The organism is Mycolicibacter acidiphilus (assembly GCF_018455725.1).
Classification (GTDB): Bacteria; Actinomycetota; Actinomycetes; order Mycobacteriales; family Mycobacteriaceae; genus Mycobacterium; species Mycobacterium acidiphilum.
This window is the reverse complement of the sequence record NZ_JAHCLR010000001.1, coordinates 67,238-82,329: the sequence shown is the minus strand read 5'-3', so window position 1 is coordinate 82,329 and position 15,092 is coordinate 67,238. Positions and strand designations below refer to the sequence as shown.

The window sequence follows — 15,092 nt, the reverse complement described above, 5'->3', positions numbered from 1 at the left end:
GGGACACCGTGACCCTGGTCGCCGGTGCGGGCAAGACGCGGATTCCCGTTCGCAGCCTGTGGTTTCTCCTTGTGTACGCATCGGACCTGCTCCCCCGGCTGCGCACCGCGCAGCAGGAGACGATCACCCAGGGCGAGCGTGACGACGATCTTGCCGACCTGATCGCCGAGGTACTCGCCGACGAGGTCGAAGCCCGACTGCGACGTGATCTCACGCTGCACTACCAGCCCCGGCGAGCCGATCTGTCGCGGGTCAGGGGTCGGATCGACCACCTTCGAACAGCCAGTCAGCGACTGTCCGAACGGGGACGCATCGCATGCCGGTTCGAAGAACTCACCATCGACTCTCCCCGCAATCGGTTCATCGCGGACTCGCTGCTGTTCGCGGTTCCAGCGGTCGGCACCGACATCGGGCAGCGGTGCCGTGCGGCGGCATTCCGGATGCACCGGCTCGGGGTCGGCCAGCAGCCGCCGTCGAGGGCAGCACTGGCGGCTGATCGCCTGAGCCGCAACGACATCGCCGACCAACGGATGCTGGATGCGGCTCGGCTGCTGCGGCAGATGACGCTTCCCGAGCACCGGGCGGGGTTGCCCCGAGCACCGTTGCTCAGCGATGACCCGCACCTGCACCGCCGGCTCTTCGAGCACGCGATGCGCGGGTTCTTCGCGCACACCCTGCACGGGCACGGCTGGCAAGTGTCCCGGCGGCAGCTGCACTGGACTCCGGACGGCCGGTCGGAGCCGCGCTTCGTGCCGCGGATGCAGACGGACCTCACCCTCGATCACGAAGTGCTGCAACGGCGCATCGTGATCGAGACCAAGTTCACCGACGCACTGGTCGAGCATCACGGCAGTACGACGATCAAGCCTGCGTACCTCTACCAGCTCTACGCCTACCTCGCCTCACAGTCCGGCCGTGGTGACCACCGAGCCGACACCGCCGAAGGCGTCCTGCTGTTCGTGCGGACAGACGGCCGTGACGTCTTCGACGGTGCGGTGACCGTCCAGGGGCATCGAATTCGCTTCCTGTCGATCGACCTCGCAGAAGCACCGAGCAGCATCCGGCAACGGTTGCTGAACTGCGTCGACGATCGGCCCTGACCCGCCGGCAGCTCACCGCGCCGGTTGCGTGTAGTATCCGCACACCCGGCCGTGCCTAGACCAGTCCGGCTCCGGCTGCTCACCGTCGATCCGGGCGGTGAAACCACGACGCATCACCACCACCAGCCGCCCCTGAGCGGGCAGGTCGCCCATCGTCGCACCGGCGGTGTTGACCCACTGCCAGCCCAGCGCCGTCATCAGCGAGCGCATCTGATGCCCGTTGATGTGCACCTGGCCGAACCGCTCGACCAGCAGCCGTCGTACGTCCGGCGCGTCTCGCTGCAGCGCGTAGACCAATGCCTGTAGTCCACACTCCCGTTGAACTGTCTCACTCATCATCAAAGGCTACGGGCGCAGCAGCCGGTGACCAGGCCAGGCGGCTCCATCCGCTCGCCGGCGATTCACCCATACGTCACACCGCACCGGAATGTCGACATAGCCTTGACCCAGGGCAAGACTTGCGAAGAAGACGTCGTCGACGCCCGTGAACGGATTGCGAAAGGTCACCCATGAATCGTTCTGTCGTCGCCCTGTCCGTGCTCGCCCTGCTGTCCGCCGGCCCGGCGGCGGCGTGCTCGAAGAACAGCGCCCCGACGGCCGAATCGGCGTCCAGCACGGCGCCGGCCGCCTCCAGCGCGCCACAGACTGCTGCGGCGGCGAAGCCGAAGGGGCACACCGGCGACAGTCTGACCCTGACCCGCGCGGACGGCAGCACGATCACCGTCACCCTGGAGCAGATCATCAGCCCGGCGACCGTCACCGGCGGCGGCGGTGACCCGACCAAGACGTATCTGGCGACCAAACTCAAGATCACCGACCCGGGGACCGCCGCCATCGACGGTGACGTCAACATCAACGTCTCGGTCGTCGGCTCCGACGATCAGAGCTACACGGCGGATCTCAACGACGTCTCCGAGTGCACGAACTTCGAATCGGGGGCGTTCCACCTGAGCCCGGGCGAGTCGGCCACCGGCTGCGTCGTCTTCGCACTGCCGCACGGGGTCAGCCCGGCCCGGGTCAAGTACCTGCCGTCGGCCGGCTTCGCCGACGACTTCGGCGAATGGGTGCTCTCTTAAGCCGGAGGGCATCTCACGAAACAGCCCGCCGCGCCGTCTACCTGATATGGGATCGGTGAAACCGCCGTTCGAGGCCTTCGAGGCCTTCGAGGCCGTGGTGGCCGAACACGGTGCGACGGTACTGCGGGTCTGCCGGGCGGTCCTGGGCGCCCAAAACACCCAGGACGCCGAAGACGCCTGGTCGGAGACCTTCCTGTCGGCGCTGCGGGCCTACCCGCGACTGCCGGCGGACGCCAATGTGCAGGCCTGGCTGGTGACGATCGCCCACCGCCGCGCGCTGGACGCCGCCCGGTCCCGGACGCGGCGGCCCGTCCCCACCCCGGACATCGCCGATCAACCGGCACCGCACACCGACCCGGCGACGACGGACGTGTGGGACGCGCTGGCCCGGCTGCCCGACAAGCAGCGTCGCGCACTGGCTTATCACCACATCGCCGGGCTGCCGTACGCCGACATCGCCGAACTGCTGGGCAACTCCCCCGAGGCCGCTCGCCGGGCCGCCGCCGACGGACTCAAAACACTGCGCAGGATCTACCGGAAAGCCAAAACACCATGAGTTTCAACATCTTCCCTGCCAACCCCGACGATTCCGACACCCTGGACCGGTTGCACGCCCGACTGGAACGCGCCGCCGACACCGGCGGGCTGCTCGACGTCGCCTACCGCACCGTCGACACCCCGGTCGGTGCGCTGCTGCTGGCGGCCACCCCGATCGGGCTGGTACGGGTCGCGTTCGGCGCCGAGGACTCCGCCGACGGGCAGGCCGCGCTCGCCGAGCTGGCCGCATCGGTCAGCCCGCGCATCCTGCGCTCCCCGGCCCGGCTCGATGAGACCGCCCACCAGCTCGACGAGTACTTCCAGCACCGGCGGCAGCGGTTTAGCGTCCCGGTCGATCTGCGGCTGGCGCACGGCTTCCGCCGGGCCGTCGTCGAACACCTGCAGCACATCGGCTACGGGCAGCGGGAGAGCTACGCGACGGTGGCCGCCGCGGTCGGCAGTCCCCGGGCGGTGCGCGCCGTCGGCACCGCGTGCGCCCGCAACCCGCTGCCGGTCGTCATCGGCTGCCACCGGGTGGTCCGCTCGGACGGCTCGATCGGCCAGTATGCCGGCGGTCCCGAGGCCAAGTCGGCGCTGCTGCGCCTGGAGGCGGCGTGACGGCGGGAGCGGGTGACCCGGCTGCACCCGCAGCACCGGTGTGTAATCATGCCCACAGGCAATCGAAGAAGGACATGATGCACCGCTGGCTTCTCGCTCTGATCACTTCCATCACCTCCGTGCTGGCCGTTCTGACGGTCCCGGTGGCGCACGCCACGCCCACCACCACCCCGGAGGCGCCGATCGGGCGGATCGGCGACACGCTGCGGATCCAGTACGAGGACGAGGCGTTCGGCAAGATCGTCGCCGACGTGACCCTGCACGATGTGGTGCCCAGCGAGATCCCGCCAGGCTGGGGCTGGAACGGCGCACCGCGCTGGCGTGCCCAGGGCGCACCGTGGCGGGCGAACATCACCGTCCACCCGATCTCGGTGCCCAACCCGTACATCATGGCGGCCTCGGTCACCTTCGACGGCGTCACGCCCGGTGCCGACGCCTACGTCTCCAAGCACACCGACGACCCGACTTCGCTGGATGCCGCGCTGACCAACGCCCCGCAGGGCTCCACCGTCAGCGGCCCGGTGTACTGGGACGTCTACCGCGGGCTGGTCACCCATGTCGTCATGCTGAGCCGCACCACCGGCCTGCACCTGGCCCAGTGGAACCTCTGAGCTAACCGGCGGCGCTGAGCGCCAGCAGTCGCGACGTGGCCCGCAGGTACTTCTTGCGGTACCCGCCGGCCAGCATGTCCGCGCCGAAGAGGTCGTCCAGCTTCACCCCGGACGCCACCACCGGGACGCCGGCGTCGTAGAGCCGGTCGACCAGCGCCACCAGGCGCAGCGCCACGTTCTGATCGTCGATGCGGTGCGCCCCGGTGAGGAACACCTCGCTCACCCCTTCGATCAGGGTCAGGTACCGCGACGGGTGCATGGTCGCCAGGTGCGCGCACAGCGCGTCGAAGTCGTCCAGGGTGGCGTTCGGGACGGCGACCGCCTGCGCGGTGACCTGCTCGTCGGACGGCGGCTGCGGCGCGGGCGGCAGATCCCGGTGCCGGTAGTCCGGGCCGTCGACCCGGACGGTGGTGAAAATCGTTGCCAGCGTGTTGATCTCACGCAGAAAGTCCTGGACCGCGAACCGGCCCTCGCCCAGCTGCTCGGGCAGCGTGTTCGAGGTGGCCGCCACCGACACCCCACGGGCCACCAGTTCCGACAGCAGCCGCGACACCAGCGTGATGTTGCCCGGGTCGTCGAGTTCGAACTCGTCGATGCAGACCACGGTGTAGTCGCCCAGCAGATCGACGCACTCGGTGAACCCGAACACCCCGGCGAGCTGGGTGAGCTCCATGAACGTCGCGAACGCCCGCGGATGCTCAGCCGAGTCCGGCAGGTCGCGGTACACCGATGCCAGCAGGTGTGTCTTGCCGACCCCGAAACCGCCGTCCAGGTACAGACCCACCCCGGGCAGCACCTCGCGTTTGCCCAGCAGCTTGCGCCGGCCCGCGCGCCGCTCGGCGGCCTGCCGGCAGAAGTTCGTGCAGGCCACCACCGCGGCGGCCTGGGTGGGTTGCGCGGGATCGGGCCGGTAACTGGCGAAACTCGCGTCGGCGAACGTCGGCGGCGGCTTGAGCTGCGCGATCAATCGCTCCGGGGAGACCGCCGGCTGCCGGTCCACCAGATGGGCCACCGCCGGATTACCGTCGCCGTCTGGGTTATGCACTCAGGAACTGTAGCCAGATGGTGCAATCGTGGTCATGCCCGAACTGCCTGCTGAGACACGATTCACGCTGCTGAACCCGGCGGGCCGCGCCGACGACGACGAACTGGCCCGGCTCTACGCCTACCCGGAGACCGGCACCTGGGTGCGGGCCAACTTCATCGGCAGCGTCGACGGCGGCGCGACGGTGGCCGGCCGGTCCGGCGGACTCGCGGGGCCCGGCGACCGGAGCCTGTTCATGCTGCTGCGCGCGCTCGCCGACGTCGTCGTGGTCGGAGCCGGCACGGTGCGCGCCGAGAACTACGGCGGCGCCCACCTGGGCGTCGCGGCCCGCCAGCAGCGGCGCGAGGCCGGGCAGACCGAGGTGCCACCGCTGGCGATCGTCACCCGGTCGGGCCGGCTGGATCCGGGCCTGCGGGTGTTCACCGAGACCGAACTGCCGCCGCTGGTGCTGACCTGCCGGGCCTCCGCCGACGACACCCGCCGGCGGCTGGCCGGGCTCGCCGAGGTCCTCGACTGCTCCGGCGACGCCCCCGATCAGGTCGACGAGGCCGCGGCCCTGGCCGCACTCGCCGGCCGCGGGCTGCACCGGGTGCTCACCGAAGGCGGCCCGTCACTGCTGGGATCGTTCATCGAGGCCGGCCTGCTCGACGAGTTGTGCCTGACCATCGCGCCGTACCTGGTCGCCGGCGACGCCCGGCGGATCGCCACCGGCACCGGCAGCGCCCGCACCCCGATGCGCTGCGCGCACCTGCTCACCGACGAATCCGGCTATCTCTACACCCGCTACGTCCGGGACGTCTGAGGCACCGCGGTCACGGTGGTCGCTTAAGGTGGGGGCCATGCGCCGGCCCACGATTCTGCTTGCGGTGGCCTTCGCCACGATGCTGGCCGGCTGCGCGCCCGGCCTGGCGGCGAACCCGCGGTTCGCCACCGATTCCGGTGCCGGGCCGCAGGGGCAACCGGTTTCCACCGCGGATGCGGCCGGACCGCCGCCGATCGAGACACCGCACGGCGACCTGCCCTGGCATGACTGCACCGCGCGGGTGTTCAGCGACGCCGCGGTGCCCGCCACCCCGGGCGTGCGCCTGGACTGCGGCAGCTATGACGCCGACCTGGACCCGCTGGGCGGCGGCTCCACGTCGGTGAGCATCGGGGTGGTGCGCGCCCGGTCGGTGCAGACCCCGGCCGACGCGGGTCCGGTGGTGTTCACCACCGGCTGGGACATGCCGTCGTCGCTGCAGTTGCCGGTCTGGTTGTCGCGGGCCGGGGCCGATGTGCTCAAGAGCCACCCGATCGTCGCGGTGGACCGGCGCGGCACCGGGCTGTCCAGCGCGATCGACTGCCGGGATCGCACCCAGCGCGACCAGATCTGGAACCAGGCGCAGTTCACCCCCGGCGACGACCCGGTGGCCAAGCTCGGCACGGTCGTCACGAACGCCACCACCGACTGCACCGACTCCATCTCCCCCGGCGAGTCGTCCTACGACAACACGCACGCCGCCACCGACCTGGAGCGGCTGCGCAGCATCTGGGACGTGCCGGCGCTGGCCCTGATCGGGATCGGCAACGGCGCCCAGATCGCGATGGCCTACGCCGGATCGCATCCCGGCAAGGTCGCCCGGCTGGCGCTGGACTCGCCGATCCCGCTGGGGGTGGCCGCCGAGACCGCGGCCGAACAGCGGGTGAAGGGGCAGCAGGACGCCTTCAACGCGTTCGTCGCGCAGTGCGTCGCGGTGAACTGCCCGCTGGGTCCCGACCCGAAGGCCGCCGTCGACGACCTGCTGGCCGCTGCCCGCGGCGGGCGCGGGCCGGGCGGCGCCTCGGTGGCCGCGGTGACCCGTGCCATCGTCACCGCCCTGGGCTACCCCACCGCCGACCGGGTCAGCAACACCAACGCGCTGGCCGGGGCACTGGCGGCGGCGCGCACCGGCGACACCAACCTCCTGACCAACCTGATCAACCGGTCCCAGACCATCACGGGCAGCGACGGTCGCTTCATCAACTCGTGCGCCGACGCCCTGAATCGCCCGACGCCGGACCGGATCCGGGAGTTGGTGGTGGCCTGGGGCAAGCTGTACCCGGAGTTCGGCACCGTCGCGGCGCTGGACATGGCGCAGTGCCTGAGCTGGCCGAGCAGTGCCACACCGGAACCGCCGAAGGACCTCAAGATCGAGGTGCTGCTGTTCGGTGTGCAGAACGACCCGATCGTCGGCGAGGAGGGCGTGGCCGCGACCGCCGCCGCCGTCATCAACGCCGACTCGGCCAGCAAGCGGGTGATGTGGCAGGGCATCGGCCACGGCGCCACGATCTACTCGGCGTGCGCGGTGCCGCCACTGGTGGGTTATCTGGACAGCGGCGAACTGCCCGACACCGACGTCTACTGCCCGGCCTGACCCGGCCCCGGTGTACGGTTCGCACGTGACGGCAGCCGACTCCATCCGCACCGCCCTGCTGGCCGCGTTCCGGCCACCCACCAGCCCGCCCAGCACCGCGACCGTGCTGCGGTCGGTGCTCTGGCCGGTGGCGATCATGTCGATGATCCACCGCGTCGTGGTGCTTCCGCTGAACGGCAACATCACCGACGACTTCAAACCGGTGTACCGCGCGGTGCTGAACTTCCGTCACCACCTGGACCTGTACAACGAGCACTTCGACTACGTCGACCCGCACTACCTGTACCCGCCCGGCGGCACGCTGCTGCTGTCCCCGTTCGGGTATCTGTCGGAGCAACTGTCACGGTTGGCGTTCATCAGCGCCAACGCGATCGCGATCGTGCTCGCCGCCTACCTGCTGCTGCGCCTGTTCGACTTCACCCTGTCCTCGGTGGCGGCGCCGGCACTGCTGGCGACCATGTTCTTGACCGAAAGCGTTTCCAGCACCCTGGTTTTCACCAACATCAACGGCGTCATCCTGCTGGCCGAGGTGGCGTTCTTCCGGTGGTTGCTGGACGGCCGGGAGAGCCGGCAGTGGTGGGCCGGCGTCGCGATCGGGCTGACGCTGGTGGTCAAACCGGTGCTGGGAGTGCTGCTTCTGCTGCCACTGCTGAGCCGGCAGTGGCGCACGCTGGTCACCGCGTTCGCGGTGCCGGTCGTCTTCAACCTCGCCGCCCTGCCCCTGGTCGCCGACCCGAAGGACTTCTTCACCGGCACCCTGCCCTACATGCTGGGCACCCGCGACTACTTCAACTCCTCGATCCTCGGCAACGGGGTGTTCTTCGGCCTGCCGCCCGCACTGATCCTGTTCATGCGGGTGGGGTTCACCGCGCTCGCGGCGATCAGCCTGTGGCTGCTGTACCGCTACTACCGGGAGCGCGACCCCCGGTTCTGGATGCTGACATCCTCGGGTGCGCTGCTGCTGGCGTCGTTCCTGGTGCTGTCGCTGGGCCAGGGCTACTACTCCATCGTGCTGTTCCCGTTCCTGATGACGGTGGTACTGCCGAACTCGGTGCTGCGCAACTGGCCGGCCTGGTTGGGCATCTACGGCTTCATGACCCTGGACAAGTGGCTGATCTTCCGGTGGATGGTGGTCGGACGACCGCTGGACTACCTGAAGATCACCTACGGCTGGTCGCTGGTGCTGATCGTCACCACCACCGTGCTGATCTACCGCTACCTGGACGCCCGCGAGGAGAACCGGCTGGCCGACGGCATCGATCCGGCCTGGCTGCCGAGCGAACCGCGGCGCGCTAGCGTGGAGGCATGACGTCTCCGCAGGTCTCACGCACCGACGACGAATGGCGACAGCAGCTCACCCCGCAGGAGTTCGCGGTGCTGCGTCGTGCCGGCACCGAACCGCCGCACACCGGTGAGTACACCGACACCACCACCGAGGGCGTCTACTGCTGCCGGGCGTGCGGCGCCGAATTGTTCCGCAGCACCGAGAAGTTCCACTCGCACTGCGGGTGGCCGTCGTTCTTCGACCCGGCCTCGACGGACGCGGTGATCCTGCGCCACGACGACTCGCTGGGGATGCGCCGCACCGAGGTGCTGTGCGCGGCCTGCCACAGCCACCTGGGCCACGTGTTCGAAGGCGAGGGCTACCCCACCCCGACCGATCAGCGGTACTGCATCAACTCGATCTGCCTGCGGCTGACGCCGGCGACGTAATCGGCCCGCCTCGGACCACTGAGATCAACGCCACCGTGCTGCCCTCTCGCGGTTTTCCGCGCTGCCGTCGATCTGGGCTGCTGTCTGGGCGAACCTAGTCCACCCGGGTGGCATGCACTTCCCAGAACGGGGCGTGCACCAGCTGACCGTCCAGGAACGGCTCGACCGCGCCGAGCCGCTCCGCGATCTGTCGGATCCGCGGCGGCGCAGCCGGATTCGCCTCGATCATCGCCTCGAAACCGGCGGCGCTGACGTTGACCAGATAGCTGGTCGGCCCCAGGTAGCTGATCTCCCAGCCGGCCGCCGGCAGCCCGCGCCGGAAGTCCTCGACCGACATCTTCGGCGGCATGAAGAAGCCGTTGATGTTGTAGTCGCCGGCCTCGATCAGATACAGCCGCGCCCCCGGCTTCGTGGCCCGATGCAGCGCCTGCAGGTAGGCGTGCTGGGCGTCGTGCTCACCGGCGAACGTGTTGTAGAACGCGACGTCGACGACGGTGTCGAAGCGGTCGACAAAACCGTCGAGCGTCTTGGCGTTGCCGACCTCGAAGTTCACCGACACTCCGGCCGCCGCGGCGTTCTCCTTCGCCCGTTCGATCGCCGCACCGGAGATGTCGACGCCGGTCGCGGCGAACCCGTGCTCGGCGTAGTGGATCGCGTGGTATCCCGGCCCGGTGCCCGGGTCCAGCACCTCGCCGCGGATCGCGCCGAGTGCGACCAGCCGTCGCACCGCCGGCTGCGGGCCGCCGATGTCCCACGGGGTGGACGACGGCAGCCCGCGCATGGCCGCGTCGTCGCGGTAGACCTTCTCGAAGCGCTCCGCGTCACCGGTCACGGCAGCGACGCCACCAGCTGCTCGACGCTGACCCGCGGACCGGTGAAGAACGGGGTCTCCTCGCGGGTGTGCAACCGCGCCTGGGTGTTGCGCAGTTCGCGCATCAGGTCGACGATCTCCTCGAGTTCCGGGCCTTCGAAGCCCAGCAGCCACTCGTAGTCGCCGAGCGCGAACCCGTACACCGTGTTGGGTTTGACGCCCGGGAACTGCCGGGCCTTGCTGCCGTGTTCAGCGAGCATCTTGCGGCGGTCCGCCTCCGGCAGCAGGTACCACTCGTGGGAGCGCACGAACGGGTAGACGCACAGGTAGGCCAGCGGCTCCTCACCGAGGATGAACGCCGGGATGCGGCTCTTGTTGAATTCGGCGGGCCGGTGCAGCCCGATGGTGCTCCACACCGGTTCGCTGGCGCGGCCCAGCACCGTGGTGCGCCGAAAATCCGAGTAGGTGGCCTGCAGCTGCTCGGCGGTCTCGGCGTGGGTGAACACCAGGAAGTCCGCGTCGGCCCGGAAGCCGGCCAGGTCGTAGAGCCCACGGACCGTCACACCGCGGTCCGCCTGCTGTTTGAAGAAGGTCGCCGCCTCGGCGGTCACCTCCTCGCGGGTCTGCCCGTCGTCGAGGGCGCCCGGCTCGACCGAGAACACCGAGTACATCAAGTACTGCTTGGTGGCATTGAGTGCTTCGTAGTCGAGTTTGGCCATGGCGCACATCGTGCCACGGAACCGCACAGTCCGCTCTAGCCGGTGACGGTGGCGCTGATCACCTTGGCGACCGCCGAATCGGCGGCGGCGAGGCAGGCCGGCACGCCGATCCCGTCCAGGAAGTTCCCGGCGACGGCCGCGGTCGCCGGCAGCCCGGCGCGCAGCTCCGCGGCCACCTCGGCGTGCCCCGGCCGGTACTGCGGCAGCGCCGCGTCCCAGCGCTGCACCCGCACGTCCACCGGCTCGACCGCCACGCCGAAGACGGTCTTCAGATCGGCCAGCGCCCAGGCGGTCAGTTCGGCGTCGGAGACCCCGGCCAGCGACTCCCCGAACCGGCCGAACGACAGCCGCAGCAGTTCCGGCCCGCCGGCCCAGCCCCATTTGCGCGACGACAGCGTGATCGCCTTGGCGTGCAGCCGCTCACCACCGGCCACCAGCACCCCGGAGTTATCGGGGAACGCCGCACCGGCGGGCACCGCCAGCGCCACCACCACCGACGATGCGCTGGGGATCCGGGCGGCGGCGCCCGCACAGCGGGGTGCGAAGCCGCGGGTCAGCTCGACCAGCCGGGCCGGCGGCAGCGCCAGCACCAGGCCGTCGGCGGCATGCCGCCCACCGGCGGCGTCCGTCAGCACCCAGCCGCCTCGGTCGGGCTCGATGCCGGTGATCGCGGTCTGATGCCAGCGCAGCCCGCTGCTGCCGACCAGCGCGTCGAGCAGCACCGCGTACCCGCCGCTGATCGCCCCGAACACCGGTGCGTCGGTGGCCGTCGGCAGCGCCCGGCGCACCGCGTCGGTGAGGCTGGTGGCCCCGGCGTCCAGGGCGGCGGCCAGACCCGGCACCGCCGCGCGCACCCCGACCGACCCCGCCGACCCGGCGTACACCCCGCCGATCAGCGGATCCACCGAGCGGGCCACCACCTGCTCACCGAACCGGTCGACGACGAGTGCGCCCAGGGTCGGGTCGTCGCCCGGCGTCCAAGACAGCGGGCGATCGGGTTCGGCGGCGATCCGGGCCAGGGTCGCCTCGTCGACCAGGCCGCGCAGCGATTCCGGCGCCGCCGGGATACCGGCCAGGGTGCCGGCCGGCAGCGGGTGCAGCCGCCCGTCGCTGTAGATCAGCGGCCGCACCCCGGTCGGCGTGCACTGCCGATCGGCCAGGCCCAGTTCGGCCAGCAGCGCCGGCACCTCCGGCCGGCGGGCGATGAACGCCTCGGCGCCGACGTCCGCCGGGACACCGGCGATGGTCTCGGTGCGCAGCACCCCGCCGAGCCGGTCCGCCGGGTCGAACAGCGTGATGTCGGCGGTGTCGCCGAGCGTCGCCCGCAGTCGGTGGGCGGCGGCCAGACCGGAGATCCCGCCCCCGACGACGCAGTACGACAGTGTCACAGCGAGTGGACCAGCGAAACCAGGTCGGTGAGTATCCCCGGGTCGGTCTCGGGCAGCACCCCGTGGCCGAGGTTGAACACGTGCCCGGTCGCCCCGGCGGCCAGCGCCCGGCGACCGTCGTCGACCACGGCGCGGGCGGCGCGTTCCACCACCGGCCAGCCGGCCAGCAACACCGTCGGGTCCAGGTTGCCCTGCAGTGCCTTGCCGGCGCCGACCCGGCCTGCGGCGTCGGTCAGCGAGGTGCGCCAGTCCACCCCCACCACGGTGGCTCCGGCTTCACCCATCGCGCCGAGCAGTTCCGCGGTCCCCACCCCGAAGTGCGTCATCGGCACGCCGCGATCGGCCAGCGTCGCGAACACCCGGGAACTGTGCGGCAGCACATGGCTGCGGTAGGTGGCCAGCGACAGTGTCCCGGCCCACGAGTCGAACAGCTGGACGGCGTCCACCCCGGCGTCGAGCTGCACGGTCAGGAACGCGATGGTCAGGTCGGTCAGCGTGGCCATCAGGGCATGCCAGCTGTCCGGGTCGGCCAGCATCATCGCCTTGGTGCGGGCGTGGGTGCGGCTCGGCCCGCCCTCCACCAGGTAGGAGGCCAGCGTGAACGGGGCGCCGGCGAAACCGATCAGCGGCACCTCACCGAGCGCGCCGACCAGCAGTTTCACCGCCTCGGCAACCGGGGCGACCCGGTCCGGGTCCAGCGCGGGCAGGGCGGCGACGTCGGCGGCGGTGCGCACCGGATTCGCGATCACCGGCCCGACGTCGGGAACGATGTCCAGGTCCACCCCGGCGCCGCGCAGCGGCACCACGATGTCGGAGAACAGGATCGCCGCGTCGACGTCGTGGCGGCGGACCGGCTGCAGGGTGATCTCGCAGACCAGTTTGGGGTCGAAGCAGGCCGCCAGCATGCTGTGCTGGGCGCGTAGTTCCCGGTATTCCGGTAGCGAGCGGCCGGCCTGGCGCATGAACCACACCGGGGTGCGGCTGGGGGTGCGACCGCAGGCGGCGGCCAGGTAGGGCGAATCGGGCAGTTCACGACGGGCGTTCATCGCGGTCAATGCTGCCATGACCGGTTCGGCGCGCCTGTCGCCACCGGCGGCCCGGGCGGGTTAGCGTGGCATCCTGCGACCCGCACCGCAGCGGCGCACAACAGCAATCGGGGGGCCCGTCAGCTGCGACGCGACGCGAAGCGATGAGTTAAAGGAGCGGCATCCGTGACATCAGCCGAGCCTGCCCCGTTCCGGGAAGCGGTGGCGACCATGCACACCGCAGCCGTGCGATCCGAGATCGAGCTGGGGCCGATCCGCCCGCCGCAGCGGCTGGCGCCGTACAGCTACGCGCTGGGCGCGGAGGTCAAGCACCCCGAGACCGACATCATCCCGGAGGATTCCGACGGCGACGCGTTCGGCCGGCTGATCCTGCTCTACGACCCGGACGGCACCGACGCCTGGGACGGCACCATGCGACTGGTGGCGTTCATCCAGGCCGACCTGGACTCCCATGAGGCGATCGATCCGCTGCTGCCGGAGGTGGCGTGGAGTTGGCTGGTGGAGGCGCTGAACTCCCGCACCGAGCACGTCACCGCGCTGGGCGGCACCGTCACCGCCACCACGTCGGTCCGCTACGGCGACATCTCCGGGCCGCCCCGCGGCCATCAGCTGGAGCTGCGGGCGTCCTGGACGGCGACCACCCCGGAGCTCGGCGCACACGTCCAGGCGTTCTGCGAGGTACTCGAACACGCCGCCGGACTGCCGCCCGTCGGGATCACCGACCTGAGTTCGCGAACCCGCGTCTGAGATGACATCCGACGCACCCGACCAGCCCGACCCGCAGGCCGGCGAACTCGCCGACGACCAGGCGGAACCGACCCCACTGACGCACCCGGCCGACGGTGTCCCGGAGGTGTCGGTCAGCCGCGGGCAGATCGACGCCGCGGCCGCACTACTCGCAGCGGGGCACGGTCCGTTCGCGGTCGACGCCGAGCGGGCGTCCGGTTTCCGCTACTCCAACCGCGCCTATCTGATCCAGATCCGGCGGGCCGGGGCCGGCACGGTGCTGCTCGACCCGGTCGGCGCCGGCGAGGACCCGGCAGCGCTGCTGCGCCCGGTCGCCGAGGTGCTCGACGACGACGAGTGGATCCTGCACGCCGCCGACCAGGACCTGGCCTGCCTGGCCGAGGTCGGTATGTGGCCGAAGACGCTGTACGACACCGAACTCGCCGGGCGGCTGGCCGGCTTCGACCGGGTCAACCTGGCTGCGATGGTGCAGCGGCTGCTGGGCCTGGGGCTGGCCAAGGGCCACGGTGCGGCCGACTGGTCGAAACGGCCGCTGCCCCCGGACTGGTTGAACTACGCCGCACTGGACGTCGAGGTACTGATCGAACTGCGCCACGCGATCGCCGGGGTCCTGGCTGAGCAGGGCAAAAGCGATTGGGCGGCACAGGAATTCAACCATGTGCGGGTCACCGATTTCACCACCTCGACCCGCCGGGACCGGTGGCGCCGGGTGTCGGGCATTCACAAGGTGAAGGACCGGCGCGGCCTGGCGGCGGTGCGGGAACTGTGGCTGATGCGCGACCAGATCGCCCAGCGACGCGACATCGCGCCGGGGCGGATCCTGCCGGATTCGGCGATCATCGCCGCCGCGATCGCCGACCCGCGCACCGTCGACGACCTTGTGGCACTGCCGGTGTTCGGCGGGCCGAGGCAGCGGCGCAGCGCGCAGACGTGGCTCGGCGCGCTGGCCGCCGCCCGGGAGAACCCGAATCCGCCGGACGCCGCCGAATCCAACGGCGGCCCGCCGCCGCCGGCCCGCTGGGCGCGGCGCAAACCGGAGGCCGCCGCCCGACTGGAGGCCGCGCGCGCCGCGCTCGGTGAAGTGTCGCAACGAGTTTCGGTGCCGACGGAGAACCTGCTGACACCGGATCTGCTGCGCCGGTTGTGCTGGGACTGGGCGGGTGCCACCGACGCCGGTGCGGCCATCGAGGAATTCCTGACCGCCGGCGCCGCACGGCCGTGGCAACGGGAGCTGACGGTGCCGGCACTGGCCATAGCACTGACGCGGTCTTGACCGCCGAGATCGACG

The 15,092-nt window shown here is 70.8% G+C and carries 16 protein-coding genes and 1 pseudogene; 11 read left to right on the top strand and 6 right to left on the bottom strand.

Annotated elements, in window-relative coordinates; translation table 11 throughout:
* Window positions 1-8: 8 nt before the first annotated feature.
* On the top strand, window positions 9-1,100 hold the full coding sequence (locus KIH27_RS00470; protein ID WP_214090943.1) for a 5-methylcytosine restriction system specificity protein McrC: 1,092 nt from the start codon (window positions 9-11) through the stop codon (window positions 1,098-1,100).
* Window positions 1,101-1,112: 12 nt separating this feature from the next.
* Here the strand turns inward: KIH27_RS00470 and KIH27_RS00465 are convergent, their stop codons facing one another.
* On the bottom strand, window positions 1,113-1,436 hold the full coding sequence (locus KIH27_RS00465; RefSeq protein ID WP_214090942.1) for a hypothetical protein: 324 nt from the start codon (window positions 1,434-1,436) through the stop codon (window positions 1,113-1,115).
* A 173-nt stretch (window positions 1,437-1,609) separates the two neighbouring features.
* Between KIH27_RS00465 and KIH27_RS00460 the strand changes: the two genes are divergently transcribed.
* The 4 genes from KIH27_RS00460 (at window position 1,610) to KIH27_RS00445 (ending at window position 3,942) form a co-directional block, all read left to right on the top strand.
* Window positions 1,610-2,176, top strand: a complete 567-nt coding sequence (locus tag KIH27_RS00460) for a DUF4352 domain-containing protein (protein WP_214090941.1) — start codon at window positions 1,610-1,612, stop codon at window positions 2,174-2,176.
* A gap of 46 nt (window positions 2,177-2,222) precedes the next feature.
* Window positions 2,223-2,732: an RNA polymerase sigma factor gene (locus KIH27_RS00455; protein ID WP_214090940.1), complete on the top strand. Its 510-nt coding sequence runs from the start codon at window positions 2,223-2,225 to the stop codon at window positions 2,730-2,732.
* Window positions 2,729-3,331, top strand: coding sequence for a methylated-DNA--[protein]-cysteine S-methyltransferase (locus KIH27_RS00450; protein WP_214090939.1), 603 nt, complete (start codon window positions 2,729-2,731; stop codon window positions 3,329-3,331). Before KIH27_RS00455 ends, KIH27_RS00450 begins: the two co-directional genes overlap by 4 nt.
* A 77-nt stretch (window positions 3,332-3,408) precedes the next feature.
* Complete coding sequence (locus KIH27_RS00445; RefSeq protein ID WP_214090938.1) at window positions 3,409-3,942, top strand: hypothetical protein; 534 nt, start codon at window positions 3,409-3,411, stop codon at window positions 3,940-3,942.
* Window position 3,943: 1 nt separating this feature from the next.
* Here the strand turns inward: KIH27_RS00445 and zapE are convergent, their stop codons facing one another.
* Window positions 3,944-4,987: a cell division protein ZapE gene (gene zapE / locus KIH27_RS00440; protein ID WP_214090937.1), complete on the bottom strand. Its 1,044-nt coding sequence runs from the start codon at window positions 4,985-4,987 to the stop codon at window positions 3,944-3,946.
* A 34-nt stretch (window positions 4,988-5,021) separates the two neighbouring features.
* Here zapE and KIH27_RS00435 point away from each other — a divergent pair, with 34 nt between their 5' ends.
* The 4 genes from KIH27_RS00435 to msrB are packed head-to-tail and all read left to right on the top strand — an operon-like array spanning window position 5,022 to window position 9,093.
* The gene (locus KIH27_RS00435; RefSeq protein ID WP_214090936.1) at window positions 5,022-5,789 is read left to right on the top strand and encodes a pyrimidine reductase family protein; all 768 of its coding nucleotides are present in this window, start codon (window positions 5,022-5,024) and stop codon (window positions 5,787-5,789) included.
* A gap of 37 nt (window positions 5,790-5,826) precedes the next feature.
* A complete protein-coding gene (locus KIH27_RS00430) occupies window positions 5,827-7,380 on the top strand; it encodes an alpha/beta fold hydrolase (protein WP_214090935.1) in 1,554 nt (517 codons plus the stop codon).
* Between the two features lie 10 nt (window positions 7,381-7,390).
* Complete coding sequence (gene aftC, locus KIH27_RS00425) at window positions 7,391-8,689, top strand: arabinofuranan 3-O-arabinosyltransferase (RefSeq protein ID WP_214090934.1); 1,299 nt, start codon at window positions 7,391-7,393, stop codon at window positions 8,687-8,689.
* Complete coding sequence (msrB, locus tag KIH27_RS00420) at window positions 8,686-9,093, top strand: peptide-methionine (R)-S-oxide reductase MsrB (protein ID WP_214090933.1); 408 nt, start codon at window positions 8,686-8,688, stop codon at window positions 9,091-9,093. Before aftC ends, msrB begins: the two co-directional genes overlap by 4 nt.
* Before the next feature lie 94 nt (window positions 9,094-9,187).
* Here the strand turns inward: msrB and KIH27_RS00415 are convergent, their stop codons facing one another.
* From KIH27_RS00415 to hemE, 4 genes are read right to left on the bottom strand one after another with little or no spacing between them, the layout of a single operon-like run.
* Entirely contained in the window at window positions 9,188-9,874 is a 687-nt protein-coding gene (locus KIH27_RS00415) for a class I SAM-dependent methyltransferase (protein WP_214091165.1), read from the bottom strand.
* A 47-nt stretch (window positions 9,875-9,921) separates the two neighbouring features.
* Window positions 9,922-10,623 (bottom strand): hydrogen peroxide-dependent heme synthase, encoded by a 702-nt coding sequence (hemQ, locus tag KIH27_RS00410; RefSeq protein WP_214090932.1) that lies wholly within the window; start codon window positions 10,621-10,623, stop codon window positions 9,922-9,924.
* A 35-nt stretch (window positions 10,624-10,658) separates the two neighbouring features.
* Window positions 10,659-12,011, bottom strand: a complete 1,353-nt coding sequence (locus KIH27_RS00405; protein ID WP_214090931.1) for a protoporphyrinogen oxidase — start codon at window positions 12,009-12,011, stop codon at window positions 10,659-10,661.
* On the bottom strand, window positions 12,008-13,057 hold the full coding sequence (hemE, locus tag KIH27_RS00400) for a uroporphyrinogen decarboxylase (RefSeq protein WP_214091164.1): 1,050 nt from the start codon (window positions 13,055-13,057) through the stop codon (window positions 12,008-12,010). The genes KIH27_RS00405 and hemE overlap by 4 nt, the downstream gene beginning before the upstream one ends.
* 106 nt (window positions 13,058-13,163) lie before the next feature.
* Here hemE and KIH27_RS00395 point away from each other — a divergent pair.
* Window positions 13,164-13,804, top strand: a pseudogene (locus KIH27_RS00395) (DUF3000 domain-containing protein).
* Window position 13,805: 1 nt separating this feature from the next.
* Entirely contained in the window at window positions 13,806-15,077 is a 1,272-nt protein-coding gene (locus KIH27_RS00390; RefSeq protein ID WP_214090929.1) for an HRDC domain-containing protein, read from the top strand.
* Window positions 15,078-15,092 lie beyond the last annotated feature (15 nt).

Excerpts from the sequence above, each read along its gene's own strand:
- KIH27_RS00465 (WP_214090942.1), bottom strand. The coding sequence starts at position 1,436 with ATGAGTGAGACAGTTCAACGGGAGTGTGGACTACAGGCATTGGTCTAC.
- KIH27_RS00460 (WP_214090941.1), top strand. The coding sequence starts at position 1,610 with ATGAATCGTTCTGTCGTCGCCCTGTCCGTGCTCGCCCTGCTGTCCGCC.
- KIH27_RS00455 (WP_214090940.1), top strand. The coding sequence starts at position 2,223 with ATGGGATCGGTGAAACCGCCGTTCGAGGCCTTCGAGGCCTTCGAGGCC.
- KIH27_RS00450 (WP_214090939.1), top strand. The coding sequence starts at position 2,729 with ATGAGTTTCAACATCTTCCCTGCCAACCCCGACGATTCCGACACCCTG.
- KIH27_RS00445 (WP_214090938.1), top strand. The coding sequence starts at position 3,409 with ATGCACCGCTGGCTTCTCGCTCTGATCACTTCCATCACCTCCGTGCTG.
- KIH27_RS00435 (WP_214090936.1), top strand. The coding sequence starts at position 5,022 with ATGCCCGAACTGCCTGCTGAGACACGATTCACGCTGCTGAACCCGGCG.
- KIH27_RS00430 (WP_214090935.1), top strand. The coding sequence starts at position 5,827 with ATGCGCCGGCCCACGATTCTGCTTGCGGTGGCCTTCGCCACGATGCTG.
- msrB (WP_214090933.1), top strand. The coding sequence starts at position 8,686 with ATGACGTCTCCGCAGGTCTCACGCACCGACGACGAATGGCGACAGCAG.
- KIH27_RS00415 (WP_214091165.1), bottom strand. The coding sequence starts at position 9,874 with ATGCGCGGGCTGCCGTCGTCCACCCCGTGGGACATCGGCGGCCCGCAG.
- hemQ (WP_214090932.1), bottom strand. The coding sequence starts at position 10,623 with ATGGCCAAACTCGACTACGAAGCACTCAATGCCACCAAGCAGTACTTG.
- hemE (WP_214091164.1), bottom strand. The coding sequence starts at position 13,057 with ATGAACGCCCGTCGTGAACTGCCCGATTCGCCCTACCTGGCCGCCGCC.
- KIH27_RS00390 (WP_214090929.1), top strand. The coding sequence starts at position 13,806 with ATGACATCCGACGCACCCGACCAGCCCGACCCGCAGGCCGGCGAACTC.